Raw genomic sequence first — 23,190 nt, 5'->3', positions numbered from 1 at the left:
TCCCATGTCCTCGCCCACCGCGCAGCCGCTGTCCATTCCCTTCGACGAATGGAAGCCTCCCGAGCCGCTGCAGCTCGATGCCGTCGTGATCGGCTCGGGCTATGGCGGCAGCGTGGCCGCGCTGCGGCTCGCGCAGGCCGGCCGGCGCGTGGTGCTGCTCGAGCGCGGCTCGGAGTTCCTGCCGGGCGAGTTCGCCAACGACGTGGGCCAGCTGCCCAAGTACCTGCGTTTCCAGGGCCCGCAGGGGCCGATGGGCAGCCCCTGCGGCCTGTTCGAATGGCGTGTCGGGCCGGGCATGGCTTCGCTGGTGGCCAACGGTTTCGGCGGCGGCAGCCTGATCAATGCCGGCGTGCTGGTGCAGCCCGACGACGACGTCTTCGCCCAGCCCGCGTGGCCGGCCCAGATCCGCCATGCGCTCGACGACGACAGGCCCGGCCTGCGCCTGCCGTCGGCCTTCGCGCGCGCCAGGGAACAGCTGCAGGGCACGCGCTTCTCGATCCGCACCGCGGACGGCGCCGAGGCCGAACCGCTGCCCAAGTCGCAGGCGCTGGCGAAGCTCTGCGAGACGCTGCAGCGCGACAAGACGCTGCGCAAGCACGCGCCACGGGTGCACGCGGCAACGCTGACCATCGACCCGGCGCGCTGCAGCCATTGCGGCGACTGCTTCACCGGCTGCAACACGCCCGGCGCCAAGCACACCCTGCCCACCACCTACCTGAAGCAGGCCGGCGAGCTGGGCGTGCAGTTCGTGAGCCGCTGCACCGTCTATGCCCTCGAGCCGCAGCGCAAGACCGGCCGCTGGCGCTTCACCGCGGTGGAGACCGAACGCAGCCGCGACCTGCGCAACATGGCCGACCTGGTGACGCAGCACGGCCGCAGCTTCGAGGCCGCGCTGGTGGTGGTCGCGGCCGGTACCTTCGGCAGCACCGAGCTGCTGATGCGTTCGCAGAAGGTGCACGAGCATTTCACGCTGTCGCCCACGCTGGGCACGCGCGTGAGCGCCAACGGCGACAGCGTGAGCGTGATCGCCGACCTCGAGACGCCGGTGGACAACGTGGGCCGCGGCGCGCTCCCCGAGGCCCAGGCCGGCCGGCCCGTGGGGCCGACGATCACGACCCTGCTCGACCTGCGCGGCAGCGGCGACGACCGGCCGCCGCTGCAGGAGCGCGTGATGCTGCAGGACGGCGCCGTGCCCGGCCCGCTGTCGCGCCTGTACGAGGAGATGCTGGCCATCGCCTGGACCCTGCGCCACATCGGCGCGCGCGCGCCTTCGCCGCGTGCTCATGGGCGGGGCATCGACCCGCTGGCCGCCTCGCCCGAACTCGCCGCCCACAGCCAACTGCTGCTGGCGATGGGCCACGACAGCTCGCAGGGGCGGGCGGTCTGGGTGCCCGAGATGGACGGCATCGCCCCCTACTGGCCGCGGCCGCAGGAGGCGCCCACCTACGCCGCGCAGCAGCGCATGTTCGATGCGGGCACGAGGCGCGACGGCGTGCACCTGCACCTGCCGACCTGGCAGGCGCTGCCGCCGGGCGCCGCGACCTTGCTGTCCGGGCCGAAGCCCGATGCGCTCGCGATGACGGTGCATCCGCTCGGCGGCTGCCCGATGGGCGACAACCACGACTCGGGCGTGGTCGACCACCTGGGGCGGGTCTGGCGCGGCGACAACGAACTCTGGCACGGCCTCTACGTGCTCGACGGTTCGATCGTCCCGACCTCGCTGGGCTGCAATCCGCTGTGGACCATCACCGCGCTGGCGGAACGCGCGATGGCGCACCTGGCGCCCGGGCTGCGCGTGGCCGGCCCGACCGCCACGCCGACGCCCGCGCCGCAGCGCGGCCTGCCGCGCTCCACCGCGGGCTGGTCGCGGCCCGGGCCGATGCGGGTCGAGGCCCGCGCGCGCGAGCGGCTGGAGTGCCGCGCGCTGCCGCTGCGGGGTCCGCTGCGCCGCATGCTGGGCACGCCGACCGCCGACTGCGACATGGTGGTCAGCATGCACACCTTCGACTGGCAGCAGCTGTGGAGCGATGCGCGGCATCGCTTCACGGGCGTGCGCGGGCTGTTGCGCTTCGAACCCCTGGTCGAGGGCACGGCCCCCGATGCCAGGCCGGCCAGCGAGCGCTTCGTCAGCTACAAGATCCGCGGCGGCGCGGTCTCCATCCTCGCGGTGGAGCCCGGCGGTTCGCTCGCGACCCTGCGGCGCATCGCCAGCCTGCCGCGCACGGTACTGACCTGGTTCATCTTGCGCGGCTACCTCGACTGGCGGCGCGGCGACACCGAGATCACGCTCGAGCGCAGCCGCAACATGTTCTGGGCCTGGTGGGCCGCCACCGAGATCCGGCATGTGGAGTACGACCTCGGGCTGACGCTGCGCCCGGGCGGCGTGCCTCGGCCCGATCCGGTCCGGCGGCTGCGGCTGCGCGGCACCAAGGAGATCGTCTATGCCGCGAGCTGGCCGCAGCTCGTGGGGCATGGCGCGCGGCGGCTGTGGCAATGGCGGTGGGCCGACGACCGTCCGGGCAAGGCCGTGCCGGCCGACCTGCGGCCCGACCTGTTCACCCAGCTCACCTGCCCGGTCATCACGCTCGATGCCGACGACCGGCCGGCACCCTGGTGGTCGCCGTGGCGCAACCGTGTGGCGAAAGCGCACTTCGCGTTCGACGTGGCGCGCGCGGTGCGCGACACCCCGATAGAACTGCTCGGCGGCGCCGACGCCAGCTCGGCGATGGGCACGCTGGTGGCCTATCCGGCGCTGCTCGCGCGCTTCGCGCTGCAGTCGCGCATGCTCGATTTCCGGCTGCCCGACTACAGCGGCAGCCCGCTGGTCGACGTCGCCAGCCGCGAGGACCTGAAGCTGCGCGGCGAGGCCTGCGGCGGCACGCAGGGCGACGTCCATCCGCAGGCGCATTCGCTGTGGGTGCGGCGCGGCCGCTCGTCGAGCGACGACGGCACCGAGGCCGTGGAGAACGTGCAGCTTCGGCTGTGGCGCTACCGGCGGCCCGGCGCCGACGGGCTGCCCGAGTTCCTCGACGGCCAGTGGTGCGGCGTGCCCGTGCGGCGCGCGCGCTCGGTGCTGCTGACCCATGCCTTCGGCATGTCGGGCCACACCTTCACCTTCAAGGGCACGACGCAGAACTTCGCCGAGCACCTGTATGGCCTGGGCTGGGAGGTCTGGGTGCTCGACACCCGGCTGAGCCCGCGTTCGCGGGCCTCGCAGGAGCCGGGTACCGCCGACCAGGTCGCGATGGTCGACATCCCGGAGGCGGTCGATTTCGTGCTCGACCTGCTGCGCAACGAGCGCGACCGGGTCGTCGGTCCCGAGGCCGGGCTGCCGCTGCAGCTCCATGCCTTCGGCCAGTGCCTCGGCGCGGCGGCCTTCCAGATGGCGCTGCTGGCGGGGCGGCTGTCCTATCCGATCGAGAGCGCCGGCTACGTGTCGGCCACCGGTGTGCGTCCGCTGCTGCCGAAGCTCGCGGGCCTGGTGAGCGCGCAGACGCACCTGTTCACGGTGGGTTCGCGCTCCTCGCAGGGCAAGACCTGGCTGCCGGCCTTCATCCGCAACCTGGCGGGCCGCACCACGGTGCCGCTGGCGGTGCGCGGGCCGGTGGAGTCGCTGGTCGAATCGCTGGTCGACCGCCTGTTCGCGGCGCTGCCGGTGCCGCCCGGCGAGCACTGCCCGGGCGAGGGCACGCTGGGCCGGCCGCACGACGACGACTGCGCGACCTGCAGGCGCGTGCGCTTCCTCGACGCAGAGCTGTTCAAGCACCGCAACCTCAACGCCCGAACCCACCGCGAACTGCCCAAGCTGTTCGGCAACGCCTCGGTGCGCGTGTTCGCGCATGCGGCGCGCTTCGTCGAATACGAGCGGCTGGTCAGCGAGGACGGCTTCAACGTCTACGCCAACGACAGCGCGATCGCGCGCCACATGGCGCTGCCGATCCGCTTCGTGCACGGCTGCGAGAACGAGCTGTTCGACAAGGAAGGGGCGCTGCGCTCGTCGCTGCAGTTCGCGCAGATCCATCCCGACTGGGTGCCGCTGTTCGGCAAGGCGACCGACGGGCAGCCGCCGCACATGTGCGACCTGATCGCGGGCCATGGTCACCTCGATCCGCTGATCGGCCAGGCGGCGATGGATCGCGTCGACGGCGAGGCCAGTCCCTACGAACGGCTGGCGGCCTTGCTGAACCAGGCCTGGGGATCGCGCGAACATGGGCCGGCCGTCGCCGCGCCCGGCGTCGACGAGGACATCCCGCCGGCGAGCCCGCATCCGAACCACGAGGTGCGCTTTCCGCGCGCCGGCCCCTGGGTCGGGCCGATGGAGCCGATGGACGTCGACCCGCAACTGGCCCTGTACTGCGCCATGCCGCCGGGCCCGTCGCGCGGCGTGCGCGTGGCCTTCGTGGTCGACGACACCGCCGCCGACGCGCTGCTCAGCCGCGGGCTGGCGGCCAGCGCCATCGTGCACCTGGGGTCGCGTCTCTATCGCGTGCCGCTGGAGATCGTCGACTTTCCCGCGCCGATGGTGGCGCGCGACGGTTTCCTGCTGCCGCCGCCGCGGCGGCCCTGGGTGCTCGGCAGCGCGCAGGGCCGCACCGATGGCAGCAGCGCGATCCGCGTGGCCTGCGGCAGCATTCCGCTGCCCGAGGGCGGGACGTGGGAGCGCGCGCGCATCGAGTGCGTCTCGCACGCACCGGCGCTCGATGCACGGACCGCGAGCCGGCCACTGCAGCGGCTGCCCGATGAGGTCGTGGAAGGGCCGCCGGTGGCGTTCTCGGCCGCCGCGGAGGCGGCGGAGCTGATGGCGCTGCAGGGCTCGATCCGCTTCGCGGCCGAAGCGGCGGTGCGCGAGCGCGAGGTGGGGCGCGGGCCCTTTCCCGCCTCGCTGTCGCACCAGCGTCGCAATGCACCGCTGGCGGAACACCGCTGGATCCGCCTCAGGCCGCGCATGCTGGCCGCGCGCGAGGGCGCGCTCTGCATCGCCATCGGCAGCTGCAGCTACCCGGGCTTCTCCTTCGACAGCGAACCGGCCTCGGCCTCGTTCGAGCGCTTGTTGAAGACCGTGCGCAAGCTGGGAGCGGGTGGCCCCGAGATGCTGTTCATGCTCGGCGACCAGATCTATGCCGACGCGACCGGCGGCATCATCGATTCGACCAATCCCGTCGAGCGCTACACCGACCGGCACCAGCGGGCCTTCACGCGGCGCGCCTTGCAGCAACTGCTGGCGCGGGTGCCGTCGGTGTGCACGGTGGACGACCACGAGTTCACCGACAACTACCCGCTGGCCCGCTCGCTGTTCAAGCCGCATCTCGCGCGCCGCGGCTACAGCCGCCTGCGCGAGCAACATGCGCTGCAGGCCGCGCAGAACGCGTTGACCGCCTACCAGCTGATGCACGGCAGCGAGAGCATGCGTCGCTTCGGCTTCGCGCGCTACGAGCGCGGCGGCGTGCGCTTCTTCGTGGCCGACACGCGACGCTGGCGCAAGGCCGCCCGGCACAGCGCGCCGGGCAAGCCGGTCGCGGTGCGCACCCTGTCGGACGAGGCGCGCGCGGCCTTCCACGCCTGGGTGGAGGAGGGCCGCGACAGCGACGCCTTCCATTGCCTGCTCACGGGCAGCGTGCTGCTGCCGGGGCTGGTGCCGGGCTGCGATCCCGCGAATCCCGGCCCGCCGGACTCGATGCAGGCCGCGCCGGCAGAACGCGCCGAGCTGCTGGGCCGACTGGCCGATGCGGTGCCGGGGCGCTTCGCCTGCATCTCGGGCGACTACCACCTGAGCTTCTCGGGCGCGGTCACGGTGGATGGCGTGCGCGTCGGTGCGGTGATGCTCGCGCCGGCCTTCTACGCGCCCCTGCCGTACGCCAACTGCTCGCCCGGCGATCTGTGGCTCGACGAGGACCTTTCATTGCCCGACGGTCGCACGTTGCGGCTCGAGGCGATCGATGGCGAGCTGCCGCAGCGTGGATCGGGCTACGGCCTGCTGCGCTTCGAGCGATGCGCCGAGGGCTGGTCGGCCGCGCTGTCGACCGACCTGCTGGTGCTCGAGGAGGGCGCGACCAGGAAGCGCTTCGACTGGCCGCGCGTCGACCTCTCGTAGCGCCGCGCGGCGTTTCTCCTCCAATTGGGGCATGCGCGCGGCGCGACGATGAACTCCAATCCCCGCATGCCGTGACAGGGCCGCGCGGGCCCCGCGTGCGGCGCATTGCAGTCATCAAAGAAAGCGCTCATGCCGGGACGGTTGGTTTCGATCGATGTGCCCTCGATCTACAAGGTGGCAGGCCAATGGCTCGCGCTGCCGCGGCCCCTGGCCTGGTGCACGCCCGACACGCGGCGCGCGCTCGCCGCGATCCGCAAGGAGGTCGAGCGCCGCGGCGGACGCCTGCTGCTGTCCGACCTGTTCCATGACCGGGCCGCCGGGCCCGGCCGGCAGCCATCGCTCGGCGCGTGCACGGGCGACGGCATGCACGAGGCCGGCCGCGCCTTTGACGTCGACCTCGGTGCGCTGCGCATGCCGCTGGCCGAGTTCTGGGCGCTGGCGCGCGGCTTCGGCGTGGTGCCGATCCATCGCACGCCCGACCCGGCGCTCAGCGAGGCCTGGCACTTCGAATGCCGCGGCAGCCATCAGCGCGTGTACGAGCAGCATGCGTCGAGGCCCGCGGGCCCGTTCAGGACGCCGTACCTCGCGATGGCGGCCAGCGCCATCCTCGCGGCCGGCCTGCCGCACGACCTGTTCGTTCACAACGCCGACGAGGCGCGCCTGCAGAGCGGCCTGATCCGCCTGGGGTACGACATCGGCGGGATCGACGGCCTGATCGGCTTCCGCTCGATGCGGGCGTTGCGCGCCCTGGCCCTCGATGGCCTGTCGCTCGAGGCGCAACTGAGTGGCGTCGAGTGGTGGCTGCGGGGGATGTACCCGTCGGAGTACGGCGACGAGGCAGCGGTGGAGACGGCGCTTGCGGCCTAGCTTCGAGGCGTCACTTCTTGTCCGCCGCGACGGGCCCCGCGTCTTCGGCGATCTTCTTCTTGAGCCAGCCGCCGAGTTCGCGCTTGCCCTTGGCATTGGCGGCACGCCAGGCTTCGCGCGCCATCGCGACGAAGCGCTCCTCGGCCTCGTCGGGCACTTCGGAGGGCCGGTCTTCCCGGTCGAGCCAGCCGGCCTCGACCTCGCAGTGCCGCTCGATCTGCCGCGCGAGGTTGTCGCCGATCGGCCGCGCGCTCTTGATCTGGCTCCACATGCTCGGCGACACCTCGATCTTCCGCGCGAAGGCCTGGTCGAGTCCCTTGGCGGGCAGGCCGGCGGCCACGGACGCCTCGAGAAAACGGCGATGCAGCGCGAGCACATTGCGGCGGCGTGCGACGGTGAGTTGGGGCACTGTTCAAAAACAACAACAAGACAAAAAAAGATTGTCCCGGTTGTTGACGCCCTCGTAAAGACTCTTTACAGTGCAAGGCACTCGCAGGCCCAGGCCGCGAGAGGCCCGATCCCTCCACCCCTTTTCAAAGCGCGACAGCTTCCACCAAGGTCCCATCGTGAACACCGCACGCCAACTCTCCAGCATTCGACCCGTCTCGGGCCGGGCGCTCGTGCGCGCGGGTTTCAGCAAAGGATTCGACCTGCCGTCGCCCGCCGCGAACCTGGGTCGCTCGTACGCCATGCATTCGCTGAACCACGCGAAAGCGCGCGTTGATGCATTCGAGGGTCGACTGCCACCGGGTGGAGGTTGCGCTTAGGCGCATGCCCTCCCAAGCTCTCTCACCAGAGGCCCGGACACCGAAAGGTTCCGGGCCTTTTTGTTTTTCGCGGCCATCGTGCCGCGGCGGTGGCGTCCACGGATGCCGCCGGTGTTCTTCGACAACTTGCCGCGAGGCGCAGCCGTCACTGGATCGGCGCGCAGCTTCGCCATTTCGGGTGTGCCTTCACCACACCGCCAGGATGAGCCGCGTGGACGGTCTGGCGGGATGTGCAGGAGCGTGGACCACTCCTGTGCGGCGATGTCGCACGGGGCCTCGAGCGAGAGCGCGGGGCCTGTCGCGTGAGGACACAACCGAAATGGAAAGCGCCTTTTCCTCGATCACGTTCCGCTAACTCAGCGGCCAGAGTGCCTCCCTGTCCAGGAGGAAGCCAGGGGTTCGAGTCCCCTGCGGAACGCCAATGCTGTCACCACATCGCTCAACCCATACAACAAGGAGTCATCGCATGCGCAAGCGCAACAGCCCCATCCGCATGATCGCCGTGCATCCCGCGCCGGCGCGCAAGCCCTTCGTGTCCGCGCTGGCGCGGCGCCTGGGCTTCGGTCGCAAGACCGATGTCCTGCGCGAGCCCGGCTCGTTGCGCGAGCTGCGGCTCGATCAGCTCGACCTCGACCAGCGTGTGCGCGAAGTCGGGGAGTGGTAGCGGATCCTTCTTTCGTTTTTCCATGGTGCGCGTAGCTCAATGGCAGAGCCGCGGGTTGTGATCCCGCTGACGACGGTTCGATTCCGTTCGTGTACCCCAGACTTTTTCGACCATCGTTCGACATCGCCGCGAAAGGAGGCGAGCCATGCATTCACACGTCCTGCAACTCGACATCCAGGGCACGCCGCAAGCCTGGGTCTCGCTGGAGCAGGCGGTGCTGCACTACGCCTGCGACGACGTGGCCTGGGAAGACGGCGCCGCGCCGCTGGCCACCCTGCGCGGCGGCTTCAACGTGGCGCGCGGCGTGCAATCGCGCATCGAGGTCGCGCCGATCATCGCGCTGCGCGGGGCCTCGAAGATCAACCTCTTCGATGTCGTGCCCGGCCTCACCAAGCGCAAGCTGCTGCGCCGCGACCGCCATACCTGCGCCTACTGCGCGGGCGTGTTCGCGGAGCAGGTGCTGCAGTGCGAGCACGTGCTGCCGGCATCGCGTGGCGGTGCCTGGAGCTGGACCAACCTCGTGACAGCCTGTGCCGCGTGCAACGGCCGCAAGGCCGCGCGCACGCCCGAGGAGGCCGGCATGCCGCTCGTGTACCTGCCGTACGTGCCGAGCCGCTTCGAGAACTTCCTGCTCGAGGGCCGCCACATCCGCGCCGACGTGCACGAGTGGCTGGCCAGGCGGCTGCCGAAGGGATCGCGGCTGCAATGAACCGGTGCCAACGCAAAGGCCCGCCGTCCTCGCGGACGGCGGGCCTTTTTCATGAGTGTGTTCAGCGGCCGAGTCCGAAGTAGCGGTAGGCAATCGCACCGGCCGCCGCGAGGCCGCCGACGATCGCGAAGAGGACCCTGGCGGTGCGCCCGTTGCGGCGCCTGGAGCGGTGCCAGTGTTCCGGCCCGATCAGATCGATGGGCACGGTGGGTTTGCCGATGTCGGAAGCCTTTTCCATGGGGCGGAAATATAGCGTAGGCCCGAAAAGCCACCCGCGTGGCGGCGCATCGGACGGCGTTTCATTGGCGCGTGCACGGGCAAAAAAATACCCGCCGAGGCGGGTGTGGCAACGAGCTTTTCTGGCTTCGGTTTCTGGTCCCTGTGGTCATTGTTATGGGGCGCTGTGTGACAGCAACAGCAAGATGCCATGGGGCACGCGACCCGCCACTGCATGGCCAAGGGCGGCGATGCAGCCGTCATTCAAAAATGTGAAATAGTGTGGAAATGGACAAGGAAATCATCCTCAAGGCCCTGAAGGCCGCGATGCAGAGCTGGATCCGCAGTGCCTCGCCGGCGCAGCTGTGGCGTGTGCATCAGAAGGGTGGACTTGGCGCGATCGTCGAGGTCGATGGCGACGACGTGCGCGTGCGCATCGCGCTCGACGGTCCGCGCAGCATGCTGTCGGAGATCGGCATGACGGGCGGGTGGCTGCCCATCACCGAGGCCTTCCGCGGCGAGGACGGCGCCACCTGGGGCACGCCGCCACCCCTGGGCAGCGGCGAGCGCGAGCGCTGGTTTCTTGCGAGTGAGCTCGCGCAGGCGCATGCGCGGCAGTACCTGGATGCGGAGGTGGTCGACAGGGAAGCGTTGCTGGCTGCGTACGCCTCCGATTGGCTGGCGCGGCGCTCGGCGGGTTAGGGCGAGACGCGCCGGTTGCTCTTGGCACTAACGCAGCGAAGGCTCGGATCGCGAATCTTCGAATCGCATCGCGCGTTTGAGATCCAGGCGCTGGCGCAGCGTCAACAACCGGACCTTCTTGCATCGGCCGCACTGATAGGCCTTTCTGCCGATGAAGAATCGCATCCACCAAAGGCGTTTGACTCGACGAAGCGCGGGGGATGCGCAGTTGCACGACGAAAAGATGGACATGGCGGTGGGTTTGAGAGCCGGCAGGTTGACTAGGAGACGGCTTCGAGAATTTCCAGCGGCCTGTCGCTCGTGCTCTGGCACTGCTTGAGGAAGACCGCGACCAGCATGGCGGCAGCCCGCTCGTCGCAAATCGCATCGTTGAGCATCGACCGGGATGTCCGGCCCGTGAGTCCTTGAAGATCGATGACTTCGAGCAGGACCTCGGTCAACATGTCCACATCGGTCCGGTAGCTTCCGCTCGGTCCGACCATCCATTGGTTGAGCTCGTTCCGCGGAATGCAACGGAATACGGCCTTCACCGCGATGACCTGCCGGCGCGCTCGCACGAGAAAGGGCAGATCGATGTCGCTCGCAAACGTTTTCGCGCAATGCGACCCGAAGGCTGCTGAGGCGGTAGGTTGAACCATCGACAATCTGTGCTTTCTGTCCGGAATATCGCTCCAGCCGTGCAGCGTCCGTCCCCCGTAGGTATCCCTCGAATGCCGTTCTTTTTTCTCCCCGAAGGCCGGCCTCTCGTTCTTGCCGTGCGTTCGAAAAACGATTCCTGAACGGGATTCTTAAGCGGTCCCGTGACACCCACAACAACGGCAATCGGTGGAATGCGCGGTTTGTTGTAAAACTTCCATACTCCTTTTGGTCAGTTGGCGGTAAGCATACGGTTGTCTTTGGTAGACGATCTGTTCCTGACGTGGTAAGGCTATCTCGCTGTGGATCGGTCGAGACCCGGATCAGGGGAACAGGCGAGGAAATGAAGCCGCGCTTGCGCGAAGGCAAAGAAAAAGGCCTCGACGGGCGAACCGTCGAGGCCTCACGTATCGCGAAGACAAAAAAATAGCGCGGAGACCGCGCTATTTAAGGTGTTGGTGGTGGGCCCTGAGTGACTCGAACACTCGACCTACGGATTAAGAGTCCGCTGCTCTACCAACTGAGCTAAGAGCCCTTGCGTTGAAAACATATTCGTTTTCAGGCAAGTCTGCGAGTATAGCGTAGAAATTCGTTGTTCTCAAAATTTTTGTATGCGGCGTGTGTGGCGGATTAGCATTCGGCACCGACGAAGGGGGTTCGCCCCCTCTCTTTCCCATTCAGGAGAACTTCCATGAGCGATGCCAACACCGCGCCGCATGTCGTGATCACCGGTGCCGCGGGCGCACTCGGGCGCGCCGTTGCACAACACTTCCTCGCACAGGGCGCGCGCGCCGCGCTGATCGACCACCACGCCGGGCGCCTGTCCGAAGTGTTCCCGGGCCTCGACAACTCGCAGCACCTGCTGCTGGCCGGCGACGTGACCTCTGCCGCCTCGATGGCCGGCCTGTCCGAGCAGATCCTCAAGGCCTTCGGCCGCGTCGATGCGCTGGTGCACATCGCCGGCGGCTTCGAGATGGGCGAGGCGACGCACGCGCTCACGCGCGAGAGCTGGGACCGGATGATGAACCTCAACGCCTGGTCCTTCGTGGCCGTGACGCAGTCGTTGCTGCCCTCGATGATCGAGCGCCGCGCCGGCCGCATCGTCGCGGTGACGGCGAAGGTCGCGGCGCGCGGTCTTCCCGCGATGGCGTCGTACATCGCGTCGAAGAGCGCGCTGCAGCGGCTGGTGGAGGCGATGGCGGCCGAGGCGGCGCCGCATGGCGTCAATATCAACAGCGTGGCGCCCAGCGTGCTCGACACGCCGGCCAACCGGCAGGCGATGCCCGATGCGAACCCGGCCGAATGGGTGTCGACCGCGGTCGCCGCGCAGACCATCGGCTTTCTCGCGTCGCCCGGCGCGGCGGCGCTGCACGGCCAGCACCTCGCGCTCGACTGATACGCGATGCACCAAAGCAAAAGGGCCTTGGCGGATGCCAAGGCCCTTTTTTGTCGGTTGGTGGAGAGGAGGAGGATCGAACTCCCGACCTCCGCATTGCGAACGCGGCGCTCTCCCAGCTGAGCTACCCCCCCAACGCGAGGCGAATTTTAGCCGGAACTCGCGGCAGCGTGCTCGCCGCATGCCAAGATGCGCGCCTCCCAGAAACGGCACCGGACCCCGGCAACCCCATGACCCCCTCGCGCGACCCCGCCTGGCTCGAAGGCATGTACAACAACCTCGCGCGGGTGAAGGAACACCCGGCGTACTTCGCGCGCTGGGCGCGCGAATCCGCCGCGGCGCGCGATGCGCTGCCGAGCCGGATCGACCTGCGCTACGGCGAGGGCGTCAACGAAACGCTCGACGTGTTCCCGGCGCCCGTGCCCGACGCGCCCGTGCTGGTCTTCATCCACGGCGGCTACTGGCGCGCGATGGACAAGAAGGACCATTCCTTCATCGCGCCCGCCTTCAACGACCGCGGCGTCTGCGTGGTGCAGCCCAACTACGCGCTGTGCCCCGGCACGCCCGAGCAGCCCGTGACGGTGCCGGGCATCGTGCTGCAGATGGTGCGCGCGCTCGCATGGACCTGGCGCCACATCGCGGCGCATGGTGGCGATCCCGCGCGGATCACGGTGGCGGGGCATTCGGCCGGCGGCCACATGGCGGCGGCGCTGCTGGCCTGCGACTGGAAGGCCGTGGCACCGGACCTGCCCGAGCACCTGGTGCGCAATGCGCTGTCGATCTCGGGCCTGTACGACCTCGCGCCGCTGCAGCGCACGCCCTTCCTCGAGCAGGTGCTGCGGCTCAGCGACGAGGACGTGCGCCGCGCGAGCCCCGCGTACTGGCCGGCGCCGAAGCGCGGGCTGCTCTACGCGGTGGCGGGCGGCAACGAGAGCGAGGAGTTCATCCGCCACAACGCGATGATCCGCGAGGCCTGGGGCTCGCGGGCGGTGCCGGTGTGCGAGCTACTGCCGGGCCTCGACCACTTCGGCGTGGTCGACGCGCTGGCCGATTCCTCGCACCGGCTGCACCGGCTCGCGGTGCAGCTGCTCGAGTCCTGAAGGCCTACATCAGCAGGTGTTCGCCTGCGTTGTCGCCGCCCAAGGTGACGTAGTTGACCTTGCGGATGTCCATCAGCGTGCGGCCGCCCGCGTAGCTGATCGAGCTCTGCACGTCCTGCTCCATCTCGATCAGCGTGTCGGCCAGCTTGCCCTTGATGGGCTCGAGGATGCGCTTGCCCTCGACGTGCTTGTACTCGCCCTTGTTGAAGTCGCTGGCCGAGCCGTAGTACTCCTTGAACAGCGCGCCGTCGACCTCGACGGTCTGGCCCGGCGATTCCTCGTGGCCCGCGAACAGCGAGCCGATCATCACCATCGAGGCGCCGAAACGCACGCTCTTGGCGATGTCGCCGTGGTCGCGGATGCCGCCGTCGGCAATGATCGGCTTGGTCGCCACGCGCGAGCACCACTTGAGCGCGCTGAGCTGCCAGCCGCCGGTGCCGAAGCCGGTCTTGAGTTTGGTGATGCAGACCTTGCCCGGGCCGATGCCGACCTTGGTTGCGTCCGCACCCCAGTTCTCGAGGTCGATCACCGCCTCGGGCGTGCCGACGTTGCCGGCGATCACGAAGGTCGCGGGCAGCTTCTGCTTGAGGTAGCCGATCATGTTCTTCACGCTGTCGGCATGGCCGTGCGCGATGTCGATCGTCACGTACTCGGGCACCAGGCCCTGCGCGACGAGCTGGTCGACCGTGTCGTAGTCGGCCTTCTTCACGCCCAGCGAGATCGAGGCGAACACGCCATGGCCCTGCATGCGCTTGACGAGCGCGACGTTGTCGAGGTCGAAGCGGTGCATGACGTAGAAGTAGCCGTTCTGCGCCAGCCACAGGCAGATGGACTCGTCCACCACCGTCTTCATATTGGCGGGCACCACCGGCAGGCGGAAGGTACGGCCGCCGAGCGTGACGCTGGTGTCGCACTCGGAGCGGCTCTCCACGCGGCACTTGCGCGGCAGCAGCAGGATGTTGTCGTAATCGAAGATTTGCATGAAACCAAGCTCCTGGAGGAAGTCGTTGAAAACGAGTGAGCGCTTGGTCTGGCCGGCTTCGGCGGCGTCGCTGCGAAAGCCCCTGCGGGGGCGGGCGACGCGCACAAAAAACCGGGCACAAAAACTTGGGCCCGGTGATTGATTCTACGCAGCCTCCCGTGGGGAGGTCTTCCGGAACTTCATATAACCCGCATACGCCGTGGTTTCTACAATCGACGGATGTTCGAAGAATTCGCGGCCGATGACCGCACCCCGCCGCCGGTCGACCTGCCGCTGCTGCACAACCTCAACGCCGAGCAGCTCGCAGCGGTCACGCTGCCGGCCGGCAACGCGCTGATCCTCGCGGGCGCCGGCTCGGGCAAGACCCGCGTGCTCACCACCCGCATCGCCTGGCTGCTGCAGACGCGCCAGGTGTCCGCCGGCGGCATCCTGGCCGTGACCTTCACCAACAAGGCCGCCAAGGAGATGATGACGCGGCTCACGGCGATGCTGCCGGTCAACGTGCGCGGCATGTGGATCGGTACCTTCCACGGCCTGTGCAACCGCTTCCTGCGTGCGCACTGGAAGCTGGCCAACCTGCCGTCGACCTTCCAGATCCTCGACACGCAGGACCAGCTCTCGGCCATCAAGCGGCTGATGAAGCAGTTCAACGTCGACGACGAGCGCTTCCCGGCCAAGCAGACGCAGTGGTTCATCGCGGGCGCCAAGGAAGACGGCCTGCGCCCCGACGCGGTCGAGATCCGCAGCGAGGACGACCGCAAGAAGGTCGAGCTCTACCGTCTCTACGAGGAGCAGTGCCAGCGCGAGGGCGTGGTCGACTTCGGCGAGCTGATGCTGCGCAGCTACGAGCTGCTGCGCGACAACGAACCGGTGCGCGAGCACTACCAGCGGCGCTTCCGCCACATCCTGATCGACGAGTTCCAGGACACCAACCGACTGCAGTACGCCTGGATCAAGATGCTCGCGGGCAACACCGTCGCGGGCCAGTTCGTGCCCGGCGACAACAGCGTGGTTGCCGTGGGCGACGACGACCAGAGCATCTATGCCTTCCGCGGCGCGCGCGTGGGCAACATGGCCGACTTCGTGCGCGAGTTCGATGTGCGCCACCAGATCAAGCTGGAGCAGAACTACCGCAGCTACAGCAACATCCTCGACTCGGCCAACGAGCTCATCAGCCACAACAAGAAGCGCCTGGGCAAGAACCTGCGCACCGATCAAGGCCCCGGCGAGCCGGTGCGCGTCTACGAGTCCTCGAGCGACCTCGCAGAGGCGCAGTGGATGGTCGAGGAGATGCGCCAGCTGGTGCGCGACGGCATCGACCGCAAGGAGATGGCCGTGCTCTACCGCAGCAACGCGCAGAGCCGGGTGATCGAAACCGCGCTGTTCAATGCCTCGGTGCCGTACCGCGTGTACGGCGGCCTGCGCTTCTTCGAGCGCGCCGAAATCAAGCATGCGCTGGCCTACCTGCGCCTGCTCGAGAACAAGGACGACGACACCAGCTTCCTGCGCGTCGTCAACTTCCCGCCGCGCGGCATCGGCGCGCGCACGCTCGAGCAACTGCAGGACGCCGCGCGCGCCGCGGGCCGCTCGCTGCACGACGCCGTGCACGCGGTCGGCGGCAAGGCCGGCTCGAACCTCACGGCCTTCGTCGCCAAGATCGACGTGCTGCGCGAACAGACGCAGGGCGTGAGCCTGCGTGAGATCATCGAGCTGGTGCTCGATCACAGCGGCCTGGTCGAGCACTACCGGGCCGACCGCGAAGGCGCCGACCGCATCGAGAACCTGGAGGAACTGGTGAATGCGGCCGAGAGCTTCGTCACGCAGGAAGGCTTCGGCCGCGACGCGGTGGCGCTGCCGGTCGACGAGCTGCGCCAGTCGCCCGCGAGCCAGGGCATCGACCCGGGCCGGCCGCTGCTCGACGAGCCGCTGGCGCCCGACGCCGAAACCGGCGAAACGCTGAGCCCGCTCGCGGCCTTCCTCACGCACGCGGCGCTCGAATCGGGCGACAACCAGGCCCAGGCCGGCCAGGACGCGGTGCAGCTGATGACGGTGCATGCCGCCAAGGGTCTCGAGTTCGACTGCGTGTTCATCACCGGCATGGAAGAGGGCCTGTTCCCGCACGAGAACTCGATGAGCGACTACGAGAGCCTCGAGGAGGAGCGCCGCCTGATGTACGTGGCGATCACGCGCGCGCGCAAGCGGCTGTACCTGAGCCATTCGCAGACCCGCATGCTGCACGGCCAGACCCGCTACAACGTCAAGAGCCGCTTCTTCGACGAGCTGCCCGAGGGCGCGCTCAAGTGGCTCACGCCCAAGAACCAGGCCTTCGGCAACTCGGCCTTCGGCTATGGCAACGGCTATGGCAGCACGCGCGGCGCGGGTGGCGGCGGATACAGCGGCAAGTCCTACGGCGGCGGCGCCGGCAAGGAGACCTTCGCGAGCCCGCCCGTGCCGCCGCAGAAGGCCGCGCCCTCGCACGGCCTGCGCTCGGGCATGCAGGTGTTCCACAACAAGTTCGGCGAAGGCACGGTGACCGCGCTCGAGGGCAGCGGCGACGATGCGCGCGCGCAGGTCAAGTTCACGCGCCACGGCGTGAAGTGGCTGGCGCTGTCGGTGGCCAAGCTCACGCCGGTCTGAGCTGGGGCGCGGCCCGCGGGGCCCCCCGGCTCAGTTCGGGTCGAAGCTGTCGCGGAAGGTGAACCAGGTCGAGGCCAGCGACATCGCCGCCAGCACCAGCGCCGTGCCCACGATCAGCACGGTGCCGATCGCGGTGGCGCCCGAGCCTGCGCCCACGGCGCCGACGCCCACCAGCACGGTGGCGATCAGGCCGACCGCGATGCCGGCCAGCAGGAACACGCCGAACCAGGCGATGCCGAACAGCGCATAGGCGCCGAAGTTGCGGAACAGCGCCACGATGCTGAAGAAGATGCTCTTCACCGGCTCCACGCGGTGCCAGTGCACCAGCGCCGGCGCATGCCACATCGCGAGCGACAGCGGCAGGTTCAGGCACAGGTGGACCATGCGCGCGACCTGGAACTCGCTGCTGGCCAGCACCTCGGGCGAGAGCGCCTCGTCGAGCAGGTAGGCACGCGCGAGCTGGCCGCCGTCGACCAGCGCGGTGGCCAGCACCGCGAGCACGAAGTACACGGCCGAGATCAGGCCCAGCACCACCAGCGGGCGCCATTCGGCGCGCAGCGCGGCGAAGACCTCGACGAACATCGCCGAGCCGGTGGGCCGGCGAGTGCCGGCCACGCCGTCGTTGCCGGCCTGCTCGTCGTCATAGGCCACCGCGGTGGCGACCATCAGCCCCAGCGTCATGAACGGCAGCAGCACCGGCGCCAGCACGCTGCCCAGCAGCGGCACCACCGACAGCGTCGAGATCAGCGCCATCAGCAGGAAGAACAGCGACACGAAGGCCAGCGGCTGCCGCCAGAAGGTCTTGAGTCCGAGGCGGACCCATTGGGCGCCGGTCTTGGCCGGCACGAGGTGGAGTTTCATGGGGTACGGGTCAGGCGGCCACGGGCTCGAGGGCGCGGGCCATGACGTGCGGGTGCCGCACGCGCTCGCGCAGCACGCGCTCGAAGTGCGTCGGGTCGTGGGGCTTGAGCATGCTGGCCTCGCGCGGCAGGTGGAAATCCCAGAGGCGGGAGATCCAGAAGCGCAGCGCCGCGGCGCGCAGCATCGCGGGCAGCAGGGCGCGTTCCGAGGCGTTGAGCGGGCGCACGCCCTCGTAGGCGGCGAGCAGCGCGTCGGCGCGCTCCTCGTCGTGGCGGCCGCTCGGCAGGTCGATGGCCCAGTCGTTGAGGCACACGGCGAGGTCGAACAGCCAGGTGTCGGTGCCCGCGAAGTAGAAGTCGAACACGCCGGTCAGGCGCGGGGCGGCACCTTCCTCATGGCCGGTCTCGAACATCGCGTTGTCGCGGAACAGGTCGGCATGCACCGGCCCGCGCGGCAGGGCCGCATAGGCCGAGGACTCGGCCACGTGGTTCTGGTAGGCCAGCTCGCCGCGCAGCAGCGCCGACTGGGCCTCGTCGATGTGGGGCAGCACCACCGGCACGGTGTCGTTCCACCAGGGCAGGCCGCGCAGGTTGGGCTGGATGCGCGGGAAGTCGCGTCCCGCCAGATGCATGCGCGCCAGCAGCGCGCCGAGTTCGGCGCAGTGCGCGGGGCCCGGCGCGAGCTCGCTGCGGCCCGCGAGCTTGCGCACCAGCGCGGCCGGCTTGCCCGCCACCTCGAGCAGCAGCTCGCAGGGCGCGTTGGCCGGCACCGACAACGGATGCGCGTCCTGGGCGGCTATCGGCTGCACGGCCGGGTCGGCCACCGGCTCGGGCACCGGCAGGCCGCGCGCGGCCAGGTGCTTCATCAGGCAAAGGTAGTAGGGGAGCTGCTCGGCGCTCAGGCGCTCGAACAGCGTGAGAACGTACTCGCCCGACTCGGTGGTGGCGAAGTAGTTGGTGTTCTCGATGCCGCCCTCGATGCCGCGCAGTTCGCGCAGGGGGCCCAGGCCGAGGCGCTGCACGAGCGCGTCGGCCTCGCCGAATTCGACTTCGGTAAAGACTGCCATGGAAAGCGCCCTCAGCGCGGTTGGGATGCGGCTGCCGCTGCGATGCGTCGCACGGTCAGAACTTCATGACGTTCCAGACCCGGGGCGAGGTGCCCGCGGGGCCGTCGGCCGCGTTGGGACGCGCGCCGGACGGATCGTTCGGCAGCACCTGGTAGCCGGGCATGTTGGCCTTGGGCGTCACGTTGATGCTCTGGGTGCGGCCGCCGTAGCGGACCTCGTCGACCGAGGCGCCGCTGTCCTCGGTGTGCAGGTGCTCGATCTTCTGGTTGCGTCGGGCGTCGGACTGCTGCTCCTGATTCTGTAGCGAAGGGTCCGCTGCAGCCGGCGCGGCCGCGGGCGCGTTCTGCGCTTGCACGGCGGCGAAGGGGGTGGCGAGGGCCAGCGCCAGCAGGAGGCGGCGGGCAACCAGGAGTGTGGAGTCGGGCATGCACGGATTGTAGGCGGCGCGCCGTACCGGGGTTGTCGTCGCAGGCCTCGCGGCGGCGTGGTCCGCAAGGACATTCGGGCGGCCATGGAGGCAGGCAAAATGCCCCGATGACCGACAAGAAAACGCTGCTGCTCGTCGATGGATCGAGCTACCTCTATCGCGCCTTCCACGCCATGCCCGACCTGCGGGCCGTGCCCGGCGATCCGAAGAGCCCGGCCACGGGCGCGATCCGGGGCATGATCAACATGATGACGGCGCTGCGGCGCGAGGTGCGCGCCGACTACGCGGCCTGCATCTTCGATGCCCCCGGCAAGACCTTCCGCGACGACTGGTATCCCGAGTACAAGGCCAACCGCTCGCCGATGCCCGACGACCTGCGCAGCCAGATCGACCCCATCCACGAGGTGGTCAAGCTGCTCGGCTGGCCGGTGCTCAGCGTGCCCGACGTGGAGGCCGACGACGTGATCGGCACGCTCGCCAAGGTGGCGGCCGCGCAGGGCGTCGAGGTGATCGTCTCCAGTGGCGACAAGGACCTGAGCCAGCTGGTCGACGAGCACATCACCATCATCGACACGATGAACGGCAAGAAGCGCGACGTGGCCGGCGTCACGGCCGAGTTCGGCGTGCCGCCGAACCTGATGGTCGACTACCAGACGCTGGTGGGCGACTCGGTCGACAACGTGCCCGGCGTCGAGAAGGTCGGTCCCAAGACGGCCGCCAAGTGGCTGCTCGAATACGGCTCGCTCGACGCGCTGATCGAGCGCGCGGCCGAGGTCAAGGGAGCCGCCGGCGAGAACCTGCGCAAGGCGCTCGGGCAATTGCCGTTGAGCCGCAGGCTCGTCACGATCCGCACCGACTGCGACCTGGCCGGGCACGTCGAGGGCCTGCCCTCGCTCGAAGGCCTGCCCGTGGGCGCGCCGCAGACCGGTGAGCTCAAGCCTTTCTACGAGAAGTTCGGCTTCAAGAGCCTGGTGAAGTCGCTCGAGGCGCAGGAGGTGCCGCCCGAGCTGATCGAGGAGAACATCAAGAAGCAGAAGTCCAAGGGCGGCGCCGCGAGCACCGACCAGGGCGGCCTGTTCGACGAGAGCACCGAGCTCGGCGCGCTCGAGGCCGCCGCGCCCGCGAGCAACCTGCAATACGACACCGTCTTCACCTGGGAGCAGTTCGACACCTGGCTCGCACGCCTCGAGGCCGCCGAGCTCACGGCCATCGACACCGAGACCACCTCGCTCGACGAGATGGTGGCGCAGATCGTCGGCATCAGCTTCAGCGTGAAGCCCGGCGAGGCGGCCTACATACCGCTCACGCACAACTACCCCGACGCGCCCGCGCAGCTGCCGATCGACGAGGTGCTCGCCAGGCTCAAGCCCTGGCTCGAGAACGGCGCGAAGAAGAAGCTCGGCCAGCACATCAAGTACGACCGCCACGTGTTCGCCAACCACGGCATCGAGGTGCAGGGCTACGCGCACGACACCATGCTGCAGAGCTACGTGCTCGAGGTCCACAAGCCGCACGGCCTCGCCAGCCTGGCCGAGCGCCACCTGGGCCGCAGCGGCATCTCCTACGAGGACCTCTGCGGCAAGGGCGCGCACCAGATTCCGTTCAGCCAGGTCGACATCGCCAAGGCCGCCAAGTATTCGTGCGAGGACAGCGACCAGACGCTCGACGTGCACGGCACGCTGTGGCCGCAGCTCGAAACCAACGAGAAGCTGCGCTTCATCTACCAGCTCGAGATGGACTCGAGCGAGGCGCTCTACCGCGTCGAGCGCAACGGCGTGCTGATCGACAGCGCCACCCTGGCCGCGCAGAGCCACGAACTCGGCACGCGCATCATGGCGCTCGAGCAGGAGGCCTACGACATCGCGGGCCAGCCCTTCAACCTCGGTTCGCCCAAGCAGATCGGCGAGATCTTCTTCACCAAGCTCGGCCTGCCCGTGGTCAAGAAAACGCCGAGCGGCGCGCCCAGCACCGACGAGGAAGTGCTCGAGAAGCTGGCGGAGGACTATCCGCTGCCCGCCAAGATCCTCGAGCACCGCGGCCTGTCGAAGCTCAAGGGCACCTACACCGACAAGCTCGGCCAGCTCGCCAATCCGCGCACCGGCCGCGTGCACACGCACTATGCGCAGGCCGTGGCCGTCACCGGGCGCCTGTCGAGCAACGACCCCAACCTGCAGAACATCCCGATCCGCACGCCCGAAGGCCGGCGCGTGCGCGAGGCCTTCGTGGCACCCGCGGGCAGCGTGATCGCGAGCGCCGACTACTCGCAGATCGAGCTGCGCATCATGGCCCACATCAGCGGCGATGCATCGCTGCTGCGCGCCTTCACCGAAGGCATCGACGTGCACCGCGCCACCGCGGCCGAGGTGTTCGGCTCCACGCCCGACCAGGTGTCGAGCGAGCAGCGCCGCTATGCCAAGGTCATCAACTTCGGCCTGATCTACGGCATGAGCAGCTTCGGGCTGGCGAAGAACCTCGGCATCGAGACCAAGGCCGCGGCCTCCTACATCGAGCGCTACTTCGCGCGCTACCCGGGCGTGAAGGCCTACATGGACGAGACCAAGGCCTCGGCCAAGGAGCAGGGCTATGTCGAAACCGTGTTCGGCCGCCGCCTGTACCTGCCCGAGATCAACTCGCCCAACGGCCCGCGCCGCGGCGGCGCCGAGCGCGCGGCCATCAACGCGCCGATGCAGGGCACGGCGGCCGACCTGATCAAGCTCAGCATGGTCAAGGTGCAGGACGTGCTCGACGCCGAGAAGCGCGGCACGAAGATGATCATGCAGGTGCACGACGAACTGGTGTTCGAGGTGCCGGAGGCCGAGGTCGAATGGGTGCGCACCGAGATCCCGCGCATCATGGCCAGCGTGGCCGATCTCAAGGTGCCGCTGCTGGCCGAGATCGGCGTGGGACCGAACTGGGACAAGGCGCATTGAGCCTGGCGCGGGCCCTCGCCGCGGCGGCCATCCTCGCCGCATGGATCGCGGTGCCTGCAGCCGCGCAGCCCGCGCTTTCCAAGGTGCCGCCCACCGGCGTGCGCACCTGCCTGGGCTTGACGAAGGAAGGCTGGCCCACGCCCCAGGCCTGCGCCGACGCCGGGCCGCTGGCCCTGGTTCCCAAGCAGGACGGCCGGCAGGGCGCGGGTCCGCTGGCCTACGAGGCCGTGCCGGGCCAGCCGAGAACAGCCTGCGTGCGCGACCGCGTGTCGGGCCTGGTCTGGGAAGGCAAGCGCGACAACGGCCGGCCCACCGACGTCATGGCCTACGTGGCGCAGGTCAACGCGAGCCGGCTGTGCGGTTACGCCGACTGGCGCCTGCCCACGGTGGCCGAGCTGCACGGCCTGGTCGACCTGGGCAAGGAACGCGTGCCCGAGGTGCGCCCCGACCGGCCGCTGGCCGAGCAGTCGATCATCGACGCGCGCTGGTTTCCGAACACCGTGCCGGCCATCTACCTGAGCTCCGACATGCGCGATCCCGTGAGCCCGTGGTGCGTGAACTTCGCGAACGGCTTCGTCTACGACTGCGACCCCGACATGAGCCGCGAGCCGCCGCTCTTCGTGCGCCTGGTGCGCGGCCCCGAGGCGCCGAAGTCCGGCCGCTGGCGCGAGCTGCCCGACGAGCGCGGCGTGCCCGGCGGCGCGGTCGAGGATCGCCACACCGGCCTGGTGTGGCGCCGCTGCGAGGAGCCGCAGACCTGGAACGGCAAGCGCTGCACCTGGAGCGCGAAGCGCTACGACTACGTGCAGGCCCTGCAGCGCGCCGGCGAGCAGGCCGGCTGGCGCCTGCCCACCATCAAGGAAATCGACAGCCTCGCGCGGCGAGAGGCCGATCGCTTCGAGCTGCCTCCGTCGGACTTTCCGGCGCAGGGCAAGGAGGCATTGCGCGCGGGCCAGTGGTCTTCCACCGTCTGCAACTCCAGCCCCGAGACATCGACGGCCCGCGCATCGATCAGCGCCTGGGTGCTGAGCCGCGAGGGCGCCATCTATTGCGAGGCACGCATCATGCATCTCGGCGTACGGCTCGTGCGCGAATGAGAGGGTCGCATCGCGACGGCGCCCGTGCTTGAATCCGCCATT

Annotated in this window: 17 protein-coding genes and 4 tRNA genes; 12 read left to right on the top strand and 9 right to left on the bottom strand. The window is 69.2% G+C overall.

Annotated elements, in window-relative coordinates; translation table 11 throughout:
- Positions 1-4: 4 nt before the first annotated feature.
- Complete coding sequence (locus ACEN9J_RS12085) at positions 5-6,091, top strand: FAD-dependent oxidoreductase (protein WP_413764190.1); 6,087 nt, start codon at positions 5-7, stop codon at positions 6,089-6,091.
- Between the two features lie 129 nt (positions 6,092-6,220).
- The gene (locus tag ACEN9J_RS12080; RefSeq protein ID WP_172705669.1) at positions 6,221-6,958 is read left to right on the top strand and encodes a hypothetical protein; all 738 of its coding nucleotides are present in this window, start codon (positions 6,221-6,223) and stop codon (positions 6,956-6,958) included.
- Between the two features lie 10 nt (positions 6,959-6,968).
- On the opposite strand, the gene ACEN9J_RS12075 is transcribed toward ACEN9J_RS12080, so the two are convergent.
- Complete coding sequence (locus ACEN9J_RS12075; RefSeq protein ID WP_057590605.1) at positions 6,969-7,367, bottom strand: hypothetical protein; 399 nt, start codon at positions 7,365-7,367, stop codon at positions 6,969-6,971.
- A gap of 703 nt (positions 7,368-8,070) precedes the next feature.
- Between ACEN9J_RS12075 and ACEN9J_RS12070 the strand changes: the two genes are divergently transcribed.
- The 4 genes from ACEN9J_RS12070 (at position 8,071) to ACEN9J_RS12055 (ending at position 9,098) form a co-directional block, all read left to right on the top strand.
- Positions 8,071-8,146: transfer RNA gene (locus ACEN9J_RS12070), tRNA-Asp, on the top strand.
- A 45-nt stretch (positions 8,147-8,191) separates the two neighbouring features.
- A complete protein-coding gene (locus ACEN9J_RS12065; RefSeq protein ID WP_261208293.1) occupies positions 8,192-8,389 on the top strand; it encodes a short-chain dehydrogenase in 198 nt (65 codons plus the stop codon).
- 25 nt (positions 8,390-8,414) lie between these two features.
- Positions 8,415-8,488, top strand: a tRNA-His gene (locus tag ACEN9J_RS12060).
- A 46-nt stretch (positions 8,489-8,534) separates the two neighbouring features.
- The gene (locus tag ACEN9J_RS12055; RefSeq protein WP_057590603.1) at positions 8,535-9,098 is read left to right on the top strand and encodes an HNH endonuclease; all 564 of its coding nucleotides are present in this window, start codon (positions 8,535-8,537) and stop codon (positions 9,096-9,098) included.
- 61 nt (positions 9,099-9,159) lie between these two features.
- Here the strand turns inward: ACEN9J_RS12055 and ACEN9J_RS12050 are convergent, their stop codons facing one another.
- Positions 9,160-9,336, bottom strand: a complete 177-nt coding sequence (locus ACEN9J_RS12050) for a hypothetical protein (RefSeq protein ID WP_172705668.1) — start codon at positions 9,334-9,336, stop codon at positions 9,160-9,162.
- A 266-nt stretch (positions 9,337-9,602) separates the two neighbouring features.
- On the opposite strand from ACEN9J_RS12050, the gene ACEN9J_RS12045 reads away from it, so the two are divergent.
- Positions 9,603-10,016 carry a hypothetical protein gene (locus tag ACEN9J_RS12045; RefSeq protein ID WP_413764189.1) on the top strand — a complete coding sequence of 138 codons (414 nt, stop codon included), beginning with the start codon at positions 9,603-9,605 and terminating at the stop codon, positions 10,014-10,016.
- 260 nt (positions 10,017-10,276) lie between these two features.
- On the opposite strand, the gene ACEN9J_RS12040 is transcribed toward ACEN9J_RS12045, so the two are convergent.
- A complete protein-coding gene (locus ACEN9J_RS12040; RefSeq protein ID WP_413764188.1) occupies positions 10,277-10,654 on the bottom strand; it encodes a hypothetical protein in 378 nt (125 codons plus the stop codon).
- Between the two features lie 457 nt (positions 10,655-11,111).
- Positions 11,112-11,187: transfer RNA gene (locus tag ACEN9J_RS12035), tRNA-Lys, on the bottom strand.
- 156 nt (positions 11,188-11,343) lie between these two features.
- Between ACEN9J_RS12035 and ACEN9J_RS12030 the strand changes: the two genes are divergently transcribed.
- Positions 11,344-12,048 (top strand): SDR family NAD(P)-dependent oxidoreductase, encoded by a 705-nt coding sequence (locus tag ACEN9J_RS12030; RefSeq protein ID WP_413764187.1) that lies wholly within the window; start codon positions 11,344-11,346, stop codon positions 12,046-12,048.
- Between the two features lie 58 nt (positions 12,049-12,106).
- Here the strand turns inward: ACEN9J_RS12030 and ACEN9J_RS12025 are convergent.
- A tRNA-Ala gene (locus ACEN9J_RS12025) sits at positions 12,107-12,182 on the bottom strand.
- Positions 12,183-12,278: 96 nt separating this feature from the next.
- On the opposite strand from ACEN9J_RS12025, the gene ACEN9J_RS12020 reads away from it, so the two are divergent.
- On the top strand, positions 12,279-13,148 hold the full coding sequence (locus ACEN9J_RS12020; RefSeq protein ID WP_057589485.1) for an alpha/beta hydrolase: 870 nt from the start codon (positions 12,279-12,281) through the stop codon (positions 13,146-13,148).
- A gap of 4 nt (positions 13,149-13,152) precedes the next feature.
- Here ACEN9J_RS12020 and ACEN9J_RS12015 read toward each other — a convergent pair whose 3' ends face one another.
- The gene (locus ACEN9J_RS12015; RefSeq protein ID WP_413764186.1) at positions 13,153-14,130 is read right to left on the bottom strand and encodes a GMP reductase; all 978 of its coding nucleotides are present in this window, start codon (positions 14,128-14,130) and stop codon (positions 13,153-13,155) included.
- 219 nt (positions 14,131-14,349) lie between these two features.
- Here ACEN9J_RS12015 and ACEN9J_RS12010 point away from each other — a divergent pair, with 219 nt between their 5' ends.
- Entirely contained in the window at positions 14,350-16,767 is a 2,418-nt protein-coding gene (locus ACEN9J_RS12010) for a UvrD-helicase domain-containing protein (RefSeq protein WP_057589486.1), read from the top strand.
- A 30-nt stretch (positions 16,768-16,797) separates the two neighbouring features.
- Here the strand turns inward: ACEN9J_RS12010 and ACEN9J_RS12005 are convergent, their stop codons facing one another.
- The 3 genes from ACEN9J_RS12005 to ACEN9J_RS11995 are packed head-to-tail and all read right to left on the bottom strand — an operon-like array spanning position 16,798 to position 19,121.
- Entirely contained in the window at positions 16,798-17,628 is an 831-nt protein-coding gene (locus ACEN9J_RS12005) for a BPSS1780 family membrane protein (RefSeq protein WP_208508839.1), read from the bottom strand.
- A gap of 10 nt (positions 17,629-17,638) precedes the next feature.
- A complete protein-coding gene (locus ACEN9J_RS12000) occupies positions 17,639-18,694 on the bottom strand; it encodes a homoserine kinase (RefSeq protein WP_057589488.1) in 1,056 nt (351 codons plus the stop codon).
- A gap of 55 nt (positions 18,695-18,749) precedes the next feature.
- Complete coding sequence (locus tag ACEN9J_RS11995) at positions 18,750-19,121, bottom strand: hypothetical protein (protein ID WP_057589489.1); 372 nt, start codon at positions 19,119-19,121, stop codon at positions 18,750-18,752.
- A gap of 107 nt (positions 19,122-19,228) precedes the next feature.
- On the opposite strand from ACEN9J_RS11995, the gene polA reads away from it, so the two are divergent.
- Both polA and ACEN9J_RS11985 read left to right on the top strand, forming a co-directional pair.
- Positions 19,229-22,051 (top strand): DNA polymerase I, encoded by a 2,823-nt coding sequence (gene polA, locus ACEN9J_RS11990; RefSeq protein ID WP_413764185.1) that lies wholly within the window; start codon positions 19,229-19,231, stop codon positions 22,049-22,051.
- Positions 22,048-23,148, top strand: coding sequence for a DUF1566 domain-containing protein (locus ACEN9J_RS11985; RefSeq protein WP_413764184.1), 1,101 nt, complete (start codon positions 22,048-22,050; stop codon positions 23,146-23,148). The genes polA and ACEN9J_RS11985 overlap by 4 nt, the downstream gene beginning before the upstream one ends.
- Positions 23,149-23,190: the final 42 nt, after the last annotated feature.

It is taken from the genome of Variovorax sp. Varisp41 (assembly GCF_047325085.1).
Classification (GTDB): domain Bacteria; phylum Pseudomonadota; class Gammaproteobacteria; order Burkholderiales; family Burkholderiaceae_C; genus Variovorax.
Note: the sequence above shows the minus strand (reverse complement) of the source record. Positions and strands in the feature narration are given on the sequence as shown.

Coding starts and splice junctions, on each gene's coding strand:
- ACEN9J_RS12040 (WP_413764188.1), bottom strand. CDS start 10,654: ATGGTTCAACCTACCGCCTCAGCAGCCTTCGGGTCGCATTGCGCGAAA.
- ACEN9J_RS12080 (WP_172705669.1), top strand. CDS start 6,221: ATGCCGGGACGGTTGGTTTCGATCGATGTGCCCTCGATCTACAAGGTG.
- ACEN9J_RS12065 (WP_261208293.1), top strand. CDS start 8,192: ATGCGCAAGCGCAACAGCCCCATCCGCATGATCGCCGTGCATCCCGCG.
- ACEN9J_RS12000 (WP_057589488.1), bottom strand. CDS start 18,694: ATGGCAGTCTTTACCGAAGTCGAATTCGGCGAGGCCGACGCGCTCGTG.
- ACEN9J_RS12010 (WP_057589486.1), top strand. CDS start 14,350: ATGTTCGAAGAATTCGCGGCCGATGACCGCACCCCGCCGCCGGTCGAC.
- ACEN9J_RS12050 (WP_172705668.1), bottom strand. CDS start 9,336: ATGGAAAAGGCTTCCGACATCGGCAAACCCACCGTGCCCATCGATCTG.
- ACEN9J_RS12015 (WP_413764186.1), bottom strand. CDS start 14,130: ATGCAAATCTTCGATTACGACAACATCCTGCTGCTGCCGCGCAAGTGC.
- polA (WP_413764185.1), top strand. CDS start 19,229: ATGACCGACAAGAAAACGCTGCTGCTCGTCGATGGATCGAGCTACCTC.
- ACEN9J_RS12020 (WP_057589485.1), top strand. CDS start 12,279: ATGACCCCCTCGCGCGACCCCGCCTGGCTCGAAGGCATGTACAACAAC.
- ACEN9J_RS12005 (WP_208508839.1), bottom strand. CDS start 17,628: ATGAAACTCCACCTCGTGCCGGCCAAGACCGGCGCCCAATGGGTCCGC.
- ACEN9J_RS12045 (WP_413764189.1), top strand. CDS start 9,603: ATGGACAAGGAAATCATCCTCAAGGCCCTGAAGGCCGCGATGCAGAGC.
- ACEN9J_RS12085 (WP_413764190.1), top strand. CDS start 5: ATGTCCTCGCCCACCGCGCAGCCGCTGTCCATTCCCTTCGACGAATGG.
- ACEN9J_RS12055 (WP_057590603.1), top strand. CDS start 8,535: ATGCATTCACACGTCCTGCAACTCGACATCCAGGGCACGCCGCAAGCC.
- ACEN9J_RS12030 (WP_413764187.1), top strand. CDS start 11,344: ATGAGCGATGCCAACACCGCGCCGCATGTCGTGATCACCGGTGCCGCG.
- ACEN9J_RS11995 (WP_057589489.1), bottom strand. CDS start 19,121: ATGCCCGACTCCACACTCCTGGTTGCCCGCCGCCTCCTGCTGGCGCTG.